Origin of the sequence: Kitasatospora griseola, from assembly GCF_014648555.1 — a bacterium.
Classification (GTDB): domain Bacteria; phylum Actinomycetota; class Actinomycetes; order Streptomycetales; family Streptomycetaceae; genus Kitasatospora; species Kitasatospora griseola.
This window is the reverse complement of the sequence record NZ_BMRI01000010.1, coordinates 85899-100837: the sequence shown is the minus strand read 5'-3', so window position 1 is coordinate 100837 and position 14939 is coordinate 85899. Positions and strand designations below refer to the sequence as shown.

Below are 14939 nucleotides of genomic sequence, written 5' to 3'. Positions count from 1 at the left end.
GGTTTGGCTAGGGTGTGTCGCGGCGGCGAGTCGAGGAGGAGCACGTGACGTCTGTTCTGGTGCAGGGCGGCAATGCGCCGCTCGGTGCGGGCCGGGTCGTGGTGGAGGTCACCGCGCCCAAGCAGCTGGACGTGTCCGGGCTGCTGCTCGCCCAGTCCGGCAAGGTCCGTTCGGATGCCGACTTCGTCTTCTTCAACGCCCCGAACGGCCCGGGCGTGACGCACCGGCCGGCCGCCGGCGGCGCCCCCGACGCGATCGCCGTCGACACCGCGGCGGTGCCCGCGGACATCACCCGGATCGTGGTCACCGCCTCGCTGGACGACCGGCAGGCGACCTTCGCCGGCACCGAGCCGACCGCGACCGTCCGGGACGCCGACAGCGGCCGCGCGCTGTTCACCTTCACCCCGCCCCGGCTGGGCGTGGAGACCGCCCTGGTGGTGGTCGAGGTGTACCGGCGCGGCGCCGAGTGGAAGATCCGCGCCGTCGGCCAGGGCTACGCCAACGGCCTGGCCGGCATCGCCGGCGACTTCGGCGTCTCCGTCGAGGACGCGCCCCCGGCCCCGCCCGCCGCGCCACCGATGCCCGCCGCCCCGCCGATGCCGTCCGGGTCGCCGGCCGTCGGCAAGATCACCCTCGACAAGGGCCGGGTGAACCTGGTCAAGGGCGGCTCGGTCTCGCTGGAGAAGGCCGGAAAGCCGTTCCTCGCCGCCATCCGGATGGGCCTGGGCTGGGAGCCCGCCGCGCACGGCCGGGGCATCGACCTGGACGCGTCGGTGATCGCCTTCGACGCCCGGCGCGAGAAGGTCGACACCGCCTGGTTCATGAAGCTGTCGGTCTTCAACGGCGCGATCGCGCACTCCGGCGACAACCTGACCGGCAAGGGCGGCGGCGACGACGAGGCCATCACCGTCCACCTGGAGGGCCTGCCCGCCGAGGTCTGCGGCCTGGTGTTCGTCGTCAACTCCTTCTCCGGTCAGAAGTTCACCGACGTGAAGAACGCCTACTGCCGGCTGGTCGACGCCGCCTCCGGCGAGGAACTCGTCCGCTTCGACCTCACCCACGCCGAGCCCCGCACCGGCGTCGCCATGTGCAAGCTGGTCCGCCAGTTCTCCGGCGAGTGGGTGATGACCGCGCTCGGCGAGTACGTCGACGCCAAGACCGCCCGCTCCATGGTCAAGCCTGCCGCCGCGATGCTCTGAACCGCCCCCGCGACCGGCCCCCGCGGACTACCGTCTCCCCCAGCACGGCAACGATCGACCTGTTGGGCACGGCTGTTCGCGGGGGGCTTCGAATGAGCAACCAGATCGTCAAGGCGCTGGAGCACGGGGCGCAGAAGCTCGGCAGGACGCTGGCCGAGGACGCCGGGAAGGCGTTGAAGAACTTCTACCGGCACGCGGGCGACAACCTGAAGAAGGTCGCCAGGAACACCCGGGAGATCGAGGCCAAGCACGCCAAGGACCTGGAGAAGATCTTCAAGGGCGACGGCAAGGGCGGCCCGGCGCACCCCCGTTCGGGCGGCGGGCGGCCCGGCAGACGCGGCGACTCCCATCCGAAGGGGCGCGGCCGCGACCAGGTGAAGAGCCCGCGCACGGAGGGCCGCGACCACGGCTCCCGCAAGTGTCCGGGCGAGCCGGTCGACATCGCCACGGGGCGGATGTTCATCGACCAGGTGGACGCCGCCCTGCCCGGTTCGCTGCCGCTGGAGTTCACCCGCAGCTTCGAGTCGGGTCTGCTGACGGGCCGTTGGATGGGCCCGAAGTGGATCTGCGCGTTCGACGAGCGCCTGGAGATCGACGAGCAGGGCGTCGTCCACATCCGCCCCGACCGCATCACCCAGGCCTACCCCCACCCCGAGCCCGGCGACCCGGTCCACGCCTCGGCCGGCTCCCGCCGCGAACTCGACCTGGCGGACGGCCTGTTCACGATCACCGACCCGTCAACCGGCCTGGTCCGCACGTTCACCCCCACCCCGGCCGGCGACGAGGCCCTGCTCACCGAGGTCCGGGACCGCCACGGCCGCCACTACGCCCTCGCCTACGACGAGGACGGCGTCCCCCTCTCGATCACCCACTCCGGCGGCTACCGGCTCCTGGTCACCGTCGACGGCGACCGCATCACCGCCCTGCGCCTCGCGGGCGCCTCCGACACCGGCGGCGACGCCCTGCTCACCCGCTACGGCTACACCGACGGCCACCTCACCGCCGTCTACAACTCCAGCGGCAAGGCGATGCGCTTCACCAACGACGCCGCCGGCCGCCTCACCTCCTGGACCGACCGCAACGACTCCCAGTACCGCTACACCTACGACGCCCACGACCGCGTCACCGACGAAGGCGGCACCACCGGCGCCCTCCGCTTCACCTTCGCCTACGGCGACCCCGACCCCGTCACCGGCCTCAGGACCCACACCGAGACCAACGCCCTCGGCCACACCACCGCCTACCTGATCAACGACCACGCCCAGGTCACCGCCGTCACCGACCCCCTCGGCCACACCACCCACTACGAACGCGACGACCACGACCGCCTCCTCGCCGAGACCGACCCCCTCGGCCGCACCACCCGCTACACCTACGACGGCGCCGGAGACCTCGTCGCGATCACCCGCCCCGACGGGCGGCAGTCCACGGCGCAGTACGGCGACCTCCTCGGCCTGCCGGTCCGGATCACCGAACCCGGCGGCGCCGCCTGGCACCAGCGCTACGACGAGAACGGGCTGCGCACCGCCCTGGCCGGCCCGTCCGGCGGCGAGACCCGCTACACGTACGACGAGCGCGGCCACCTGGCCTCGGTCACCGACGCGCTCGGCCACACCACCCGGGTGCGGTGCGACCCGGCCGGCCTGCCCGTCGAGGTCGTCGACCCCACCGGCGCGGCGGTCCGCTACGGGCGGGACGCCTTCGGGCGGGTCGTGGCCATCACCGACCCGCTCGGCGGCGCCGTCCGCTCACGCTGGACGGTCGAGGGCCACCTGGCCGAGCGGACCGGGACGGACGGCAGCACCGAGCGGTGGACGTACGACGGCGAGGGCAACTGCCTCACCCACACCGACCAGCTGGGCCGGGTCACCGCCTTCGAGTACACCCACTTCGAGACCCTCGCCGCCCGCACCAGCCCCGACGGGGCCCGCGTCGAGTTCACCCACGACGCCCACATGCAGCTGGCGGCAGTCACCGACGCGCTCGGCCGGAGCTGGCACTACGCGTACGACGCGGCGGGCCGGGTGGTCGGCGAACGCGACTACCAGGGGCGCTCGTTGACGTACCGGTTGGACGCGGCGGGCCAGGTGCTCGCCGTCACCGACCCGCTCGGCCAGGTCACCGAGTACGCCTACGACCGGATCGGCCGCCTGGTCGGCAGGACCGTCGGCGACCGCCGGACGACCTACGCCTACAACGAGTCGGGCCACCTGGTGCGCGCGGAGAACCCCGACGCGACGGTCCTGCGCACCGTGGACGCGCTCGGCAACCTCCTCTCCGAGACCGTCGACGGCCGCACCCTGACCATCACCCGCGACCTGCTCGGCCGGCGCACCGGCCGGACCACGCCCTCCGGCCACCTCGGCGCCTGGACGTACGACGGAGCCGGCCGGGCGACCGCCCTGACCACCCCGGACGGCAGCCTCGCGTTCGACTACGACCCGGCCGGGCGCGAGACCCGGCGGACCGTCGGACAGCAGCTGGAGCTGTCCCGCACCTGGGACTCCCGGCACCGGCTGGCCGGCCAGTCCGCCCGGGCCGGCGGCCGCGTCCTCCAGCGGCGCAGCTACGACTACCGCGCGGACGGCGCCCTCGCCGCCGTCGACGACCTGCTCGGCGGCGCCCGCACCTTCGAGCTCGACCCGGGCGGGCGGGTCACCGCCGTCCGCGCGGCCGGCTGGGAGGAGTCGTACGCCTACAACCCGGCCGGCGACCTCGTCTCCGCGCACTGGCCGGGCACCGGCGCCGTCCGGGCCGCGGTAGGGGAGCGGACGTACGCGGGCACCCAGGTCGTCACCGCGGGCCGGACCGGCTTCGAGTACGACGCCGCGGGGCGCACCACGGTGCGGCGCGTCACCCGGCTGTCCCGCAAGCCCGACACCTGGCGCTACACCTGGGACGCCGAGGACCGGCTGACCGGGGTGACCACCCCGGACGGAACACGCTGGCGCTACCGCTACGACCCGTTCGGCCGCCGCACCGCCAAGGAGCGGCTGGCCGCCGACGGCACGGTCGACGAGCGCACCGACTTCACCTGGGACGGCTCGGTGCTCGCCGAGCAGACCACCCGCGCCCCGTACCTGCCGGGCCCGCACACCCTCAGCTGGGAGCACAGCGGCCTGCACCCGCTCACCCAGACCGAGGCCATCAGCACGGCCGAGCAGACCGACCGCCGGTTCTTCGCCATCGTCACCGACCTGGTCGGCACGCCCACCGAGCTGATCGACCCGGCCACCGGGTCCATCGCCTGGCGTGCCACCCCGACGCTCTGGGGCCACACCAGCTGGCCCTCCGACAGCAGCACCTACACGCCGCTGCGCTTCCCCGGCCAGTACTTCGACCCGGAGACCCGGCTCCACTACAACGTCCACCGGTACTACAACCCGGAGACCGCACGGTATCTGACGCCGGATCCGCTCGGCCTGATCCCCGGCCCGAACCCGGACGCCTACGTCGGGAACCCGCAGATCTCCTGCGACCCGCTCGGCCTGTCGCCCCACCAGGACCACTCGGGCCCGCCGAAGGGCGAGCACAGCAATCCCTTCGAGACCCGCGAGGCGGCCGAGCGGGAGGCCTTCAAGCTGGCCGGCGTCCCGTACGGCGAGGAGCCGATCGCGCAGTGGAAGGTGGTCGGCGACAAGACGTACAAGAACATGCCGGGGCACGTCTACTCCAGCGATCCCACCCACTGGGGCAACTTCCGCCAGTTCGAGACCGAGCACGGGTCCCGGGTGGTCGTCGAGCACACCGACGACCCGGCCGGGCTGCACTTCCACGCCGGCAAGCCCAAGGGCGACGACACCCGGGAGCTGGTCAACTTCGGCTGGGACAACACGCCCAAGGGGTACACCGAGATGGAGCGCTACGGGAAGATCAACAAGCCCGGCGGCGACCACCACCTCTTCTACCGGAGGAAGTGACCCCGCCGCCCCGCGTCCGGTGACCGCTACGATCCCGGCATGCCGTTCCCGGCCCTCGCGGCCGGGTGCGGCGACCACCGTCTCTTCGCATCGGAGGAACTGATGTCGGCCTCTCCCGAGGGATCTCCCGAGGAGTCGAGGACGCTCCTGCTGGAGCGCGCCGGTCTCACCGTCCTGGGCGCGCCGGGCGATGCCGGCCTGCCCGCCCCGGGCGAGGTCTGGAAGTCGGTCGCCGGGTTCCTCGTCGAGCCCGACGCCACCGTCCCGGTCTCGGCGCCCGACTGGGCCGAGCAGGTCGACGCCCGCTGGCTCGAACTCGCCCGCGACTCCGGCCTGATCGCCCCCGACGGCACGTTCCTGATCCACGTGGGCGGCCGCGGCCTGGGCCGCCTCGGCTGGGCCGTGGTCCGCTGGTCCGCCGGCGCGCGCCTCGCCGCCACCCTGACCGACGGCCCGCAGCAGCCCGAGTTCGTCACCATGGCCCGCGACGCCCACACCTCCTGCGGCGTGACGACCGAGGAGTACGACATCTGGCTGGTCCGAACGGACGACGGGGCCCGCGGAGTCGATCCGCAGGCCCCGTCGGGGAGTTGACGATCCGTCAGCCCCGGGTGGCCATCGCCCGCAGGAAGAAGGTCAGGTTCGCCGGGCGCTCCGCCAGACGACGCATGAAGTAGCCGTACCATTCCTGGCCGTAGGGCAGGTAGACGCGCATGGTGTTGCCGGCCTCGGCCAGGCGCAGCTGCTCCTCGGGGCGGATGCCGAACAGCATCTGGTACTCGAAGGAGGTGACGTCGCGGCGGTTCCACTCGGCCAGCTGGCCCGCGATCTTGATCATGTTGGGGTCGTGCGAGGCCACCATCGGGTAGCCCTGACCCGCCATCAGGACCTTCAGCGCGCGGACGTACGCCAGGTCGACGTCGTGCTTGCCCTGGAAGGCGACCGACTCGGGCTCCTTGTAGGCGCCCTTGCAGATCCGGACCCGGGAGCCCTCGTGCGCCAGGTCGCGGCAGTCGGCCTCGGTGCGGCGCAGGTACGCCTGCAGGACGACGCCGAGCCACGGGAAGTCCTCGCGCAGCTCGCGGGCGATGGACAGGGTGGAGTCGGTGGTGGTGTGGTCCTCCATGTCGAGGGTCACCGTGGTGCCGGCGTCCGCGGCGGCCTGGCAGATCCGGCGGGCGTTCTCCAGCGCGATCTTCTCGCCGTCCACCGGCAGGAACTGGCCCACCGCGGAGAGCTTGACCGAGACCTCGGCGTCGGCGGCGAGGCCGGTCTCCTTGAGGGCGGTCAGCAGGTGCTCGTACGCCAGGGCGGTGCCCGCGGCCTGGGCGGCGTCCTTGGTGTCCTCACCGAGGTGGTCGAGGGTGACCTTGCGGCCGCTGTTGACCAGCGTCTCGGTCGCGGTCACACCCTGGTCGAGGCGGTCGCCGGCGACGAAGCGCTCGACTATCGCGTGGGTGGGCGGGAACTTCTCGACCATGGTGCGCACCTGCGGGGAGCGCGAGGCGGCGAGGAGGGCGGAACGGAGCATCGGGGACTCCCGGATCACGGATCAGCTGGTGGGGAGAGGTGGCGGGGCGGCCGGGGTGGCGGCCGCCCCGCCGGCGGCATGGGGCTTGGTCAGCCCATGTGCGGGTAGCGGTAGTCCGTCGGCGGGACGAACGTCTCCTTGATGGACCGGGTGGACGTCCAGCGCATCAGGTTCTGCTTGGCGCCGGCCTTGTCGTTGGTGCCGGAGGCCCGGCCGCCGCCGAAGGGCTGCTGGCCGACGACGGCGCCGGTCGGCTTGTCGTTGATGTAGAAGTTGCCGGCGGCGTTGCGCAGCACGTGCATGGCGTGCTCCACGGCCTCGCGGTCCTGGGCGATGATCGAGCCGGTCAGGCCGTAGGACGACACCGACTCCATCTGCGCGAGCATCTCGTCGTAGTTCTCGTCCTGGTAGACGTGCACCGAGAGGATCGGGCCGAAGTACTCGTCCTTGAAGTACTCGGCGGACGGGTCCTCGCAGACCAGCACGGTCGGGCGGACGAAGTAGCCCACCGAGTCGTCGTAGGTGCCGCCGGCCAGGATCTCGACCTTCGGGTCGGCCTGGGCGCGGTCGATCGCGGCCTTGTTCTTGGCGAACGAACGCTCGTCGATCACGGCGCCCATGAAGTTCGCCAGGTCGGTGACGTCGCCCATGGTGAGCCACTCGACCTCGTCGCGGAAGTCGTCCTTCAGCTCGGCCCAGATCGAGGCCGGGACGTACGCGCGGGACAGCGCCGAGCACTTCTGGCCCTGGAACTCGAAGGCGCCGCGGGTCATCGCGGTCTTCAGGATCGCCTTGTCGGCGGACGGGTGGGCGACCAGGAAGTCCTTGCCGCCGGTCTCGCCGACGATCCGCGGGTAGGTGCGGTAGCCGGAGATGTTGGTGCCGACCTCGCGCCACAGGTGCTGGAAGGTCGCGGTGGAGCCGGTGAAGTGGATGCCGGCCAGCGCCGGGTGCTTCAGCGCGACCTCGGAGACGTCCAGGCCGTCGCCGGTGACCATGTTGATGACGCCCTTGGGCAGGCCGGCGGCCTCCAGCAGACGCATCAGGTAGTGCGCGGCGAACTGCTGCGTCGGGGACGGCTTCCAGATCACCACGTTGCCCATCAGCGCGGGCGCGGTCGGCAGGTTGCCGGCGATCGCGGTGAAGTTGAACGGGGTGATCGCGTAGACGAAGCCCTCCAGCGGGCGGTGGTCCATGCGGTTCCACACGCCGTCCGAGGAGATCGGCTGCTCGGCCAGGATCTGCCGGGCGAAGTGCACGTTGAAGCGCAGGAAGTCGACCAGCTCGCAGGGGGTGTCGATCTCCGCCTGCTGGGCGGTCTTCGACTGGCCGAGCATGGTGGCCGCGGCCAGCGTCTCGCGCCACGGGCCGGCCAGCAGGTCGGCGGCGCGCAGGAAGATCGCGGCGCGCGAGTCGAAGGAGAGCGCCTGCCAGGCCGGGGCGGCGGCCAGCGCGGTGTCGATGGCCTCGCGCGCGTCGTCCTGGGTGGCGTTGCGCAGCGTGCCGAGCCGGGCCGCGTGGTTGTGCGGCTGCACCACGTGGAACTCGGAGCCGCCGCCGAGGCGCTGCTCGCCGTTGATCGTCATGGTGAGCTGGATCGGCCCCTGGCCGCCCAGCTCCTTCAGCTTCGCCTCCAGGCGGACCCGCTCGGGGCTGCCCGGGGCGTAGCTGTGGACCGGCTCGTTGACCGGCGCGGGGACCTGGGTCACAGCATCCATGGCGCACGCTCTCCTTCTCGTCATGGGACTCCGACGGGGTTCGCACGTCGGTCGTGAGACGAACGCTATTCCCCGTTCCCGCCGCCAACTGTTGGCCGCGCCGCCAAAGTCCCCCGCTCGCCGTTGTCCGCCCGGACGAACAGCGTCACGTCCCGGTCACGGCCGCCCGAACCTGTCCGGTTCACTAAACTCGTGCCCGGGATGTTGTCCGACCCGACGAAGACCGGCGAGGACCGGCGAAGCCCGACGACGACCGACGAAGCCCGGACGAAGGACCCGCACATGAACGGCCTGCCGCTGCGCCAGCTGCTGATGTCGCTCGGCGAACCCCTGGTCGAACTCCAGGCCGCGCCCGCCGGCCTGGACGTCCCGGTCCGCCACGTCGCCATCCTCGACCCGGAGGACCCGCCGACCGCCGCCCCCGGCGAACTCGTCCTCGCCATCGGCGCCCGCGGCCGCGCCGCCCTCCCCGCCCTGCGGGCCGCCGGCCGCGCCCGGGCCGCCGCCGTCGCCGTCAAACTCGACGGCCCGGGCCAGGCCGACGCCCTGCGCGAGGCCGCCACCGAAGCCGGCGTCGCCCTGCTGTCGGTGCGCCGCGAAACCCGTTGGGAACACCTCGACTCGCTCGCCCGCACCCTGCTCACCGGCCCGGACAGCGCCGAACCCGGCGAGGCCGACACCGGCGACCTGTTCACGCTCGCCCAGACCGTGGCCGTCCTCACCGGCGGCATCGTCTCCATCGAGGACACCTCCAGCCGGGTGCTCGCCTACTCCCGGACCTCCGACTCCGACGAGGTCGACGACCTGCGCCGGCTCTCCATCCTGGGCCGCCAGGGGCCCGAGCCGTACCTCGCCAAGCTCCGCGAATGGGGCGTCTTCTCCCACCTGCGCGGCTCCGACGGCGCGATCGAGATCGCCGCCCACCCCGAACTCGGCATCCGCCGCCGCCTCGCCATCGCGATCCGCTCCGGCGCGCAGCCCCTCGGCACCATCTGGGTCCAGGAGGGCGCCCGCCCGCTCACCCCCACCGCCGACCGCGCTCTGGTCGGCGCCGCCCGCGTCGCCGCCGGCCAACTGGTGCGCCGCCGCCGCGAGTTGTCCGCCGACGCCCGACTCACCCAGACCCTGCTCACCGGCCTGCTCGAAGGCTCCACCGGCCCCCAGTCGCTCGCCACCCACCTCGGCCTCGACCTGCGCCGCCCCGCCACCGTCCTGGCCTACGCCCCGGCCGCCACCGCCGAACGCGACGCCGAACTCTCCCGCGACGAAGTCACCGGCCTGATCTCCGTCCACACCGCCGCCCGCCACCGCGGCGCCCTGCTCGCCCCGGTCGACTCCCGCATCTACGTCCTGCTCCCCGAACTCCCGCCTGGCCTCCCCCAGGCCACCCTCCGCGACTGGGCCCAGGAGACCGTCGACGCCGCCCGCACCCACCTCGCCATCCCGCTCCGCGCCGCCATCGGCCCCACCGTCCCCGCCCTCACCGACGTCCCCGCCTCCCGCGCCCAGGCCGACCGCATCCTCGACGCGATGGGCCGCGGCGGCGTCGTCCCGGACGTCGCCGCCCTGCACGACGTCCAGGCCGAGGTCCTGGTCTCCGAGGTCCTCGCCCTCCTCCACGACCGCCCCGAACTCCGCGACCCCCGCCTCACCGCCCTCACCACCTACGACGCCCGCCACCACACCCGCCTCGCCGAATCCGTCCTCGCCTACCTCGACGCCCTCGGCGAAGTCCGCACCGCGGCCGACGCCCTCCACATCCACCCCAACACCTTGAGGTACCGGGTCCGAAGAGCCGAACAGCTGACCGGCCTCGACCTGGCCCAACCTCAGCAACGCCTCCTGGCCATGCTCCAGTTGAGGCTCACCGAATCCTGACCGGCCGCAGGCCGAACTCTCCTCCCCACAGAAGTCCCGCGCCCCGACAGGGGCGCGGGGAACTGCGCGAGCAACCACCCTCCAACGGCAAGGTCCGCCCGAGGGAGAGCAACACCCCTCCCCGGGCGGACCCCGACCTGGCCGCGTGTCACATCCGGTGCCACGGCCCCGTGATCGCCAGCATGATCCCCGGCTCCTGGATGTTCGCGAACAGCGTCCGCCCGTCGTGCGAGAACGTCACGCCCGTGAACTCGCTGAACTCCGGCGCCTCCGCCGTCCCGAGGTTCAGCTCGTTGCGCGCCAGCGCGTACGTCCGCCCCTCCGTCGTGGTGCCGAACAGGTGCTGCAGCCCGTTGCCGTCCTCGGCGATGATCAGGCCGCCGTGGGGCGAGACGGTGATGTTGTCGGGGCCGTCGAAGTTGCCCTTGTCGGTCCAGACGTCCGCGTTGACGCCGAGGATGACCTTCAGGGTCAGCGTCCGCCGGACCGGGTTGTAGAACCAGACCTGGCCGTCGTGCTGCAGCGGCGACTCCTCGCGGGCGAAGGAGGAGACGAAGTAGATGCCGCCGTCGCCCCACCACATGCCTTCGAGCTTGCGGGCCCGGGTGACCTCGCCGTCCTTGAACTGCTTGCGGATCGAGGTGGTCCGGGCGTCCCGGTCCGCGACCTTGACCCAGTCCGCGCCGTACGTGGTGCCGGGCTTGGTGGCCCGGGACAGGTCGTCGACCAGCTTGCCCTGGGAGTCGAACGCCTTCAGGGCCTCCAGGACGCCCGCGTCGGCGGCCAGCGTCCGCAGCTTGCCCTTGCCGTGCTTGAAGCCGGCCGGCGGGGTCCAGCGGTAGAAGAGGCCGTTGGGCTTGGCGGCGTCCTCGGTGAGGTAGGCGTGGCCGCGCTTCTCGTCGATGACGACGGCCTCGTGCGCGAACCGGCCGAAGGCCTTGATCGGCTGCGGGTTCCGGTTGGCGTCCTGGTCGTGCGGGTCGACCTCGAAGACGTAGCCGTGGTCCTTGGTGAAGCCGTTGGTGCCGGCCTTGTCCTCGGTCTCCTCGCAGGTCAGCCAGGTGTTCCACGGGGTGGCGCCACCGGCGCAGTTGGTGGCGGTGCCGGCGATGCCGACCCACTCCCGGACCTTCCGCCTGCCGTGCCCGTGCCCGCGGCCCTTGCCCCGCTCGTCGTCGTGCCCGCGCCCGTGCCCGGACACCTCGACGACCGTGCAGCCGCCGGCCGCGGCCGGGTCGTAGACGTGGCCCTCCAGCAGCGGCACGGGGTGCGGCCACTTGGCTCGCGCCCCGGCCAGCTCGTGGTTGTTGACCAGCAGGGTCGCCCCGTGGCGGCCCTCGAACGCGGCGGTGCCGTCGTGGTTGCTGGGGGTGCTCTCGCCGGTGACGAGGGTGGTGGTGCCGGTCCGGGTGATGATCTCGTACGAGAAGCCCTTCGGCAGCGCCAGGATGCCCTCGGGGTCGGACACCAGCTCGCCGTAGCCGACCGCGGTGTGCCCGCCCTTGGCGAGGGCGGCCTCGCCGCCTTCCGGGGCGGCGATCGCCCCGGGGGCGGTGGCGAGCACCTCGGCGCTGCCGGCGATCAGCACGCCTGCGCCGAGCACGGTCGAACGGTTCACGAAGTCCCGGCGGGACAGCGACATGACGGTCACTCCTGAGGGGGAGGGTGCGGATCGGTGACCGTCAGAGTCCGGGCCGCGCATGAACCGGACGTGAACCCGACGCTGCGTCAATGCGCCGATTGCCCGACCGTTTTACCAACCGGGGACCGCCGCATGACCGGTGCTTTACCGCTGGCCGCGGTGCTGGGTGCGCTCGATCCGCCACTGCTCCCACGCCGTCAGCCAGGCCTCCTCGGTGCCGGACGGCAGTTCCGGGGTGCCGCCCGCCCACAGCCGTTCCCAGGCCCGCTGCGCGGGCAGGCTCGGCACCTCGCTGGCGAACACGGTGTACCGCACCACCTCCTCGACGGCCGCCGCGCCCTCCGCGGTGCCGGTCAGCCAGTCCACGTGGTGGGCGAGCCGGCCGAGGTGGTTGACCATCGAGGTGACGGCGACGTCCGCCTCGTCCTGGGTCTCCGAGGCGAGCCACATCTGCTGGCGCACCGTGCTCTCCCAGCGGATCCTGCGGTCCTCGCCGCGCAGGTGCCGGGGCAGCCGGGCGGAGCGGCCGGCCCGCAGCTGGGCCGCCATCGCGGTGGCCCGGGCGATGCCCTGCTCGACGAGTTCGCGGTGGGCGCGCAGGCCGAGTTCACCGGGGGTCGGCTCGGGTACCGGCGCGGGTGCGGCGGGCTGACGGGCAGCCAGGGTCCGCATCAGCGCGGTGCGGCCGATGATGTACTGCTCGAAGTCGGCGATCCGGCGCAGTTCGATCGCGCCGGGCGGCACGCCGCGTCCGGTGACGGTGACGGTCGCGCCGTCCATCCACAGCCGGCCGGCCCAGACGGTGCCGGCGCCGGGGCGGCGGTCCTCGTGGATCTGCAGGGCCCGCGGGTCGCCGTCCACGGTGATCCACTCGCGCAGCGCCCGGACGCCGCCGGGGGTGTCGCCCTCGTCGATGCCGAGGTGCTCGTACACCCGGTCGCGCTCGTCCTCGACCACGTCCTCCAGGTCGGGCAGCGGCTCGGTGAGCTCCGCGTCGGGGCAGTAGGTGCGGACGGTCACGTACGGGCCGTCGGCCGAGTTCCAGTCGCCCGAACGAACCTCCACCCAGCCGAGTTCGCCGTTGTTGACGCCGAACTCGGCGAGCACGTCCCGCCCGGGCAGGCCGCCGGCGCGGTGCTCCCAGCCGAACACCGGGAACCCGGCCGCGGCCATCACCCGCCGGCTGTACGCCTCCTGGTCCGCGTAGACCTCCTCGATCTCCCACGGCCCGCTCGCGTGCTGCCTCTTCATCCCTCGCCGCACCCCCGGCACTCGCCACACCGTCCTCCCGCCGGGCGGGCCCGGCGCGTCCTGCCACCGGGCGGGCCCGGCGTCGCCCCACCATACGGCCCTGGGAACCTGTCGATCCATCAGCTCTTCGGCGGTCTTCCGACAGGTGGACGCGGCGAGGGCGCGCCCCGGTTGCCGTCAGCCCTGCGCGCGCAGCGAACGGGCCTTGATCGCGGCCCGCCGCGCCTCCTTGGCGACCTTGCGGTCCAGGTGGAGCGCGCCGACGACCTCCAGCACCTCGACGGTCAGCGGGTGCGGCACCCGCCACACCTCGCCGAAGTAGCTGGCCGGGTTGTCGGTGACCGGCAGGTCGGCGACCAGCGCCTGCAGGCGGCCGCCCTCGCCGGCGGTGAGCAGCAGCACGGCGGCCACCGAGTCGACCACCCGCCACAGCGCGACGGAGCGTTCGGCGGCCTCCACGTCCTCGTCGCGGGCCCGCAGCCACTCCCGGGCCAGGCCGCCGAGCTCGGGGTCGTCGACGACCTCCCGGACGGCGGGGACGGCGGCCGCGCCGAGGTCGCCGAGCGCGATCCCGCAGTAGTAGCGGCGCACCGGCGACTGCACGTCGCGGCCCCGACCGCCGGACAGCAGCTCGCGGGCGGCGCCGACGGCGTCCTCCCGGGCGGCCAGCCAGGCCTTCAGCTCGGGCTCGGCGAGCCGGGCGCCGTTCTCGGCGAGGGTGCGCAGCAGGGCGGGGCCGTCGAGCTCGGCGAGGTCGCCGACCAGCGGGGCGTCGAAGCCGTCGGCGATCAGCCACTCGCGCACCGCGTACTGGCCGAGCGGGGTGAGCCGGACGGTGCCGAAGCGGGCGGCGTCCTCGTCGGTCAGCGGGTGGTCGGTGTCGACGGCCCCGGCGGCCGCGGTCGCGTCGTCCTCCTCCTCGAAGAGCTCGGGGTCGATCGGGGTGTGCTCGACCAGGCCGAGTTCGGCGAGGTCGCCCAGCATCGGGTCGAGGACGACCATCAGGTCGGTGATCTCGCCGAGCATCTCCTCGTCGGGCTCCTCGCCCTCGGGGACGACCAGCAGCGCGGCCAGCACGCCGAGCGGCACGGTCTCGGCGCCGGGCTCGGCGAACGCGGTGGCCTCGTACAGCACGTGCAGCGCCTCGTCGAGGATCTCGGCGGCCTGGTCCCGGGCGTCCTCCACCTCGGCCAGTCCCTCGGGATCGTCGCGCTCGCTGCCCTCGACCACCTCCGGGTCCACCGACTCGGCCTCGGCGGCGAGCTCGCGGACCAGCTCGGCGGCCTCGAACCACAGGCCGAGCACGGCCTCCGGGTCGCCGGCCTCGACGGCCGGCAGGTCGGGGCCGGGGACGGCGATGTGGGTGCCGCCCTCGGTGGTGCCGGTCTCCACCACGCCGAGGTCGCAGGCCAGCGCCCAGGCGCGCATCGCCTCGACCACGTCCTCCTCGTCCGGGTCCTCGATGCCGAGCATCCGGGCCGCCCGGACGCGGTCCTCCGGGCCGAGGTCGCCGTGCTCGTCGACGTCGCGGTGCGGGTCGACCCAGCGGCCCAGCGCGACCACCCGGGCGATCAGCGGGACGGCGAGCGCCGCGTCGGCGAGTTCGCGGTCCGCGGGCAGCACGATCGGCGGGACCAGCACCGCGGTGTCGTCGGGGTCCTCGTCGCCGCTCTGCGAGCCGTACAGCTCCGCAAGGTCGTAGTCGGCGGGCAGCAGGCCCTCGGCGTCGGACGGCTGCTGCTCAGGGGTGTTCCGGCTTCGTCCGGCCATCGCGCGCGATCTCCCGCAGGTTCGTTCGGA

General features: G+C 73.3%; 9 protein-coding genes. 4 read left to right on the top strand and 5 right to left on the bottom strand.

The genetic code is table 11. The annotated features are described in order from the left end of the window. Nucleotides 1–56 precede the first annotated feature (56 nt). From IEZ12_RS15265 to IEZ12_RS15255, 3 genes are all read left to right on the top strand, one after another. The gene (locus IEZ12_RS15265) at nt 57–1199 is read left to right on the top strand and encodes a TerD family protein (RefSeq protein ID WP_189272633.1); all 1143 of its coding nucleotides are present in this window, start codon (nt 57–59) and stop codon (nt 1197–1199) included. 92 nt (nt 1200–1291) lie between these two features. Next, nucleotides 1292–5119, top strand: coding sequence for a DUF6531 domain-containing protein (locus IEZ12_RS15260; RefSeq protein ID WP_189272522.1), 3828 nt, complete (start codon nt 1292–1294; stop codon nt 5117–5119). A gap of 39 nt (nt 5120–5158) precedes the next feature. After that, the gene (locus IEZ12_RS15255) at nt 5159–5713 is read left to right on the top strand and encodes a hypothetical protein (RefSeq protein ID WP_229847557.1); all 555 of its coding nucleotides are present in this window, start codon (nt 5159–5161) and stop codon (nt 5711–5713) included. A 7-nt stretch (nt 5714–5720) separates the two neighbouring features. On the opposite strand, the gene IEZ12_RS15250 is transcribed toward IEZ12_RS15255, so the two are convergent. Together IEZ12_RS15250 and pruA are read right to left on the bottom strand one after the other, a co-directional pair. Further along, entirely contained in the window at nt 5721–6650 is a 930-nt protein-coding gene (locus IEZ12_RS15250) for a proline dehydrogenase family protein (RefSeq protein ID WP_043910038.1), read from the bottom strand. 89 nt (nt 6651–6739) lie between these two features. Next, nucleotides 6740–8368 carry an L-glutamate gamma-semialdehyde dehydrogenase gene (gene pruA / locus IEZ12_RS15245; protein ID WP_189272520.1) on the bottom strand — a complete coding sequence of 543 codons (1629 nt, stop codon included), beginning with the start codon at nt 8366–8368 and terminating at the stop codon, nt 6740–6742. 201 nt (nt 8369–8569) lie between these two features. Here pruA and IEZ12_RS15240 point away from each other — a divergent pair, with 201 nt between their 5' ends. Then, the gene (locus IEZ12_RS15240; RefSeq protein ID WP_229847580.1) at nt 8570–10246 is read left to right on the top strand and encodes a PucR family transcriptional regulator; all 1677 of its coding nucleotides are present in this window, start codon (nt 8570–8572) and stop codon (nt 10244–10246) included. 148 nt (nt 10247–10394) lie between these two features. Here IEZ12_RS15240 and IEZ12_RS15235 read toward each other — a convergent pair whose 3' ends face one another. From IEZ12_RS15235 to IEZ12_RS15225, 3 genes are all read right to left on the bottom strand, one after another. Continuing rightward, complete coding sequence (locus IEZ12_RS15235) at nt 10395–11888, bottom strand: alkaline phosphatase PhoX (RefSeq protein WP_189272519.1); 1494 nt, start codon at nt 11886–11888, stop codon at nt 10395–10397. Nucleotides 11889–12032: 144 nt separating this feature from the next. Continuing rightward, nucleotides 12033–13139, bottom strand: coding sequence for a hypothetical protein (locus IEZ12_RS15230; RefSeq protein WP_189272518.1), 1107 nt, complete (start codon nt 13137–13139; stop codon nt 12033–12035). 177 nt (nt 13140–13316) lie between these two features. Next, nucleotides 13317–14909 carry a hypothetical protein gene (locus tag IEZ12_RS15225; RefSeq protein ID WP_100589720.1) on the bottom strand — a complete coding sequence of 531 codons (1593 nt, stop codon included), beginning with the start codon at nt 14907–14909 and terminating at the stop codon, nt 13317–13319. Nucleotides 14910–14939: the final 30 nt, after the last annotated feature.

Excerpts from the sequence above, each read along its gene's own strand:
- IEZ12_RS15260 (WP_189272522.1), top strand. The coding sequence starts at position 1,292 with ATGAGCAACCAGATCGTCAAGGCGCTGGAGCACGGGGCGCAGAAGCTC.
- IEZ12_RS15255 (WP_229847557.1), top strand. The coding sequence starts at position 5,159 with ATGCCGTTCCCGGCCCTCGCGGCCGGGTGCGGCGACCACCGTCTCTTC.
- IEZ12_RS15250 (WP_043910038.1), bottom strand. The coding sequence starts at position 6,650 with ATGCTCCGTTCCGCCCTCCTCGCCGCCTCGCGCTCCCCGCAGGTGCGC.
- pruA (WP_189272520.1), bottom strand. The coding sequence starts at position 8,368 with ATGGATGCTGTGACCCAGGTCCCCGCGCCGGTCAACGAGCCGGTCCAC.
- IEZ12_RS15240 (WP_229847580.1), top strand. The coding sequence starts at position 8,570 with ATGTTGTCCGACCCGACGAAGACCGGCGAGGACCGGCGAAGCCCGACG.
- IEZ12_RS15235 (WP_189272519.1), bottom strand. The coding sequence starts at position 11,888 with ATGTCGCTGTCCCGCCGGGACTTCGTGAACCGTTCGACCGTGCTCGGC.
- IEZ12_RS15230 (WP_189272518.1), bottom strand. The coding sequence starts at position 13,139 with ATGAAGAGGCAGCACGCGAGCGGGCCGTGGGAGATCGAGGAGGTCTAC.
- IEZ12_RS15225 (WP_100589720.1), bottom strand. The coding sequence starts at position 14,909 with ATGGCCGGACGAAGCCGGAACACCCCTGAGCAGCAGCCGTCCGACGCC.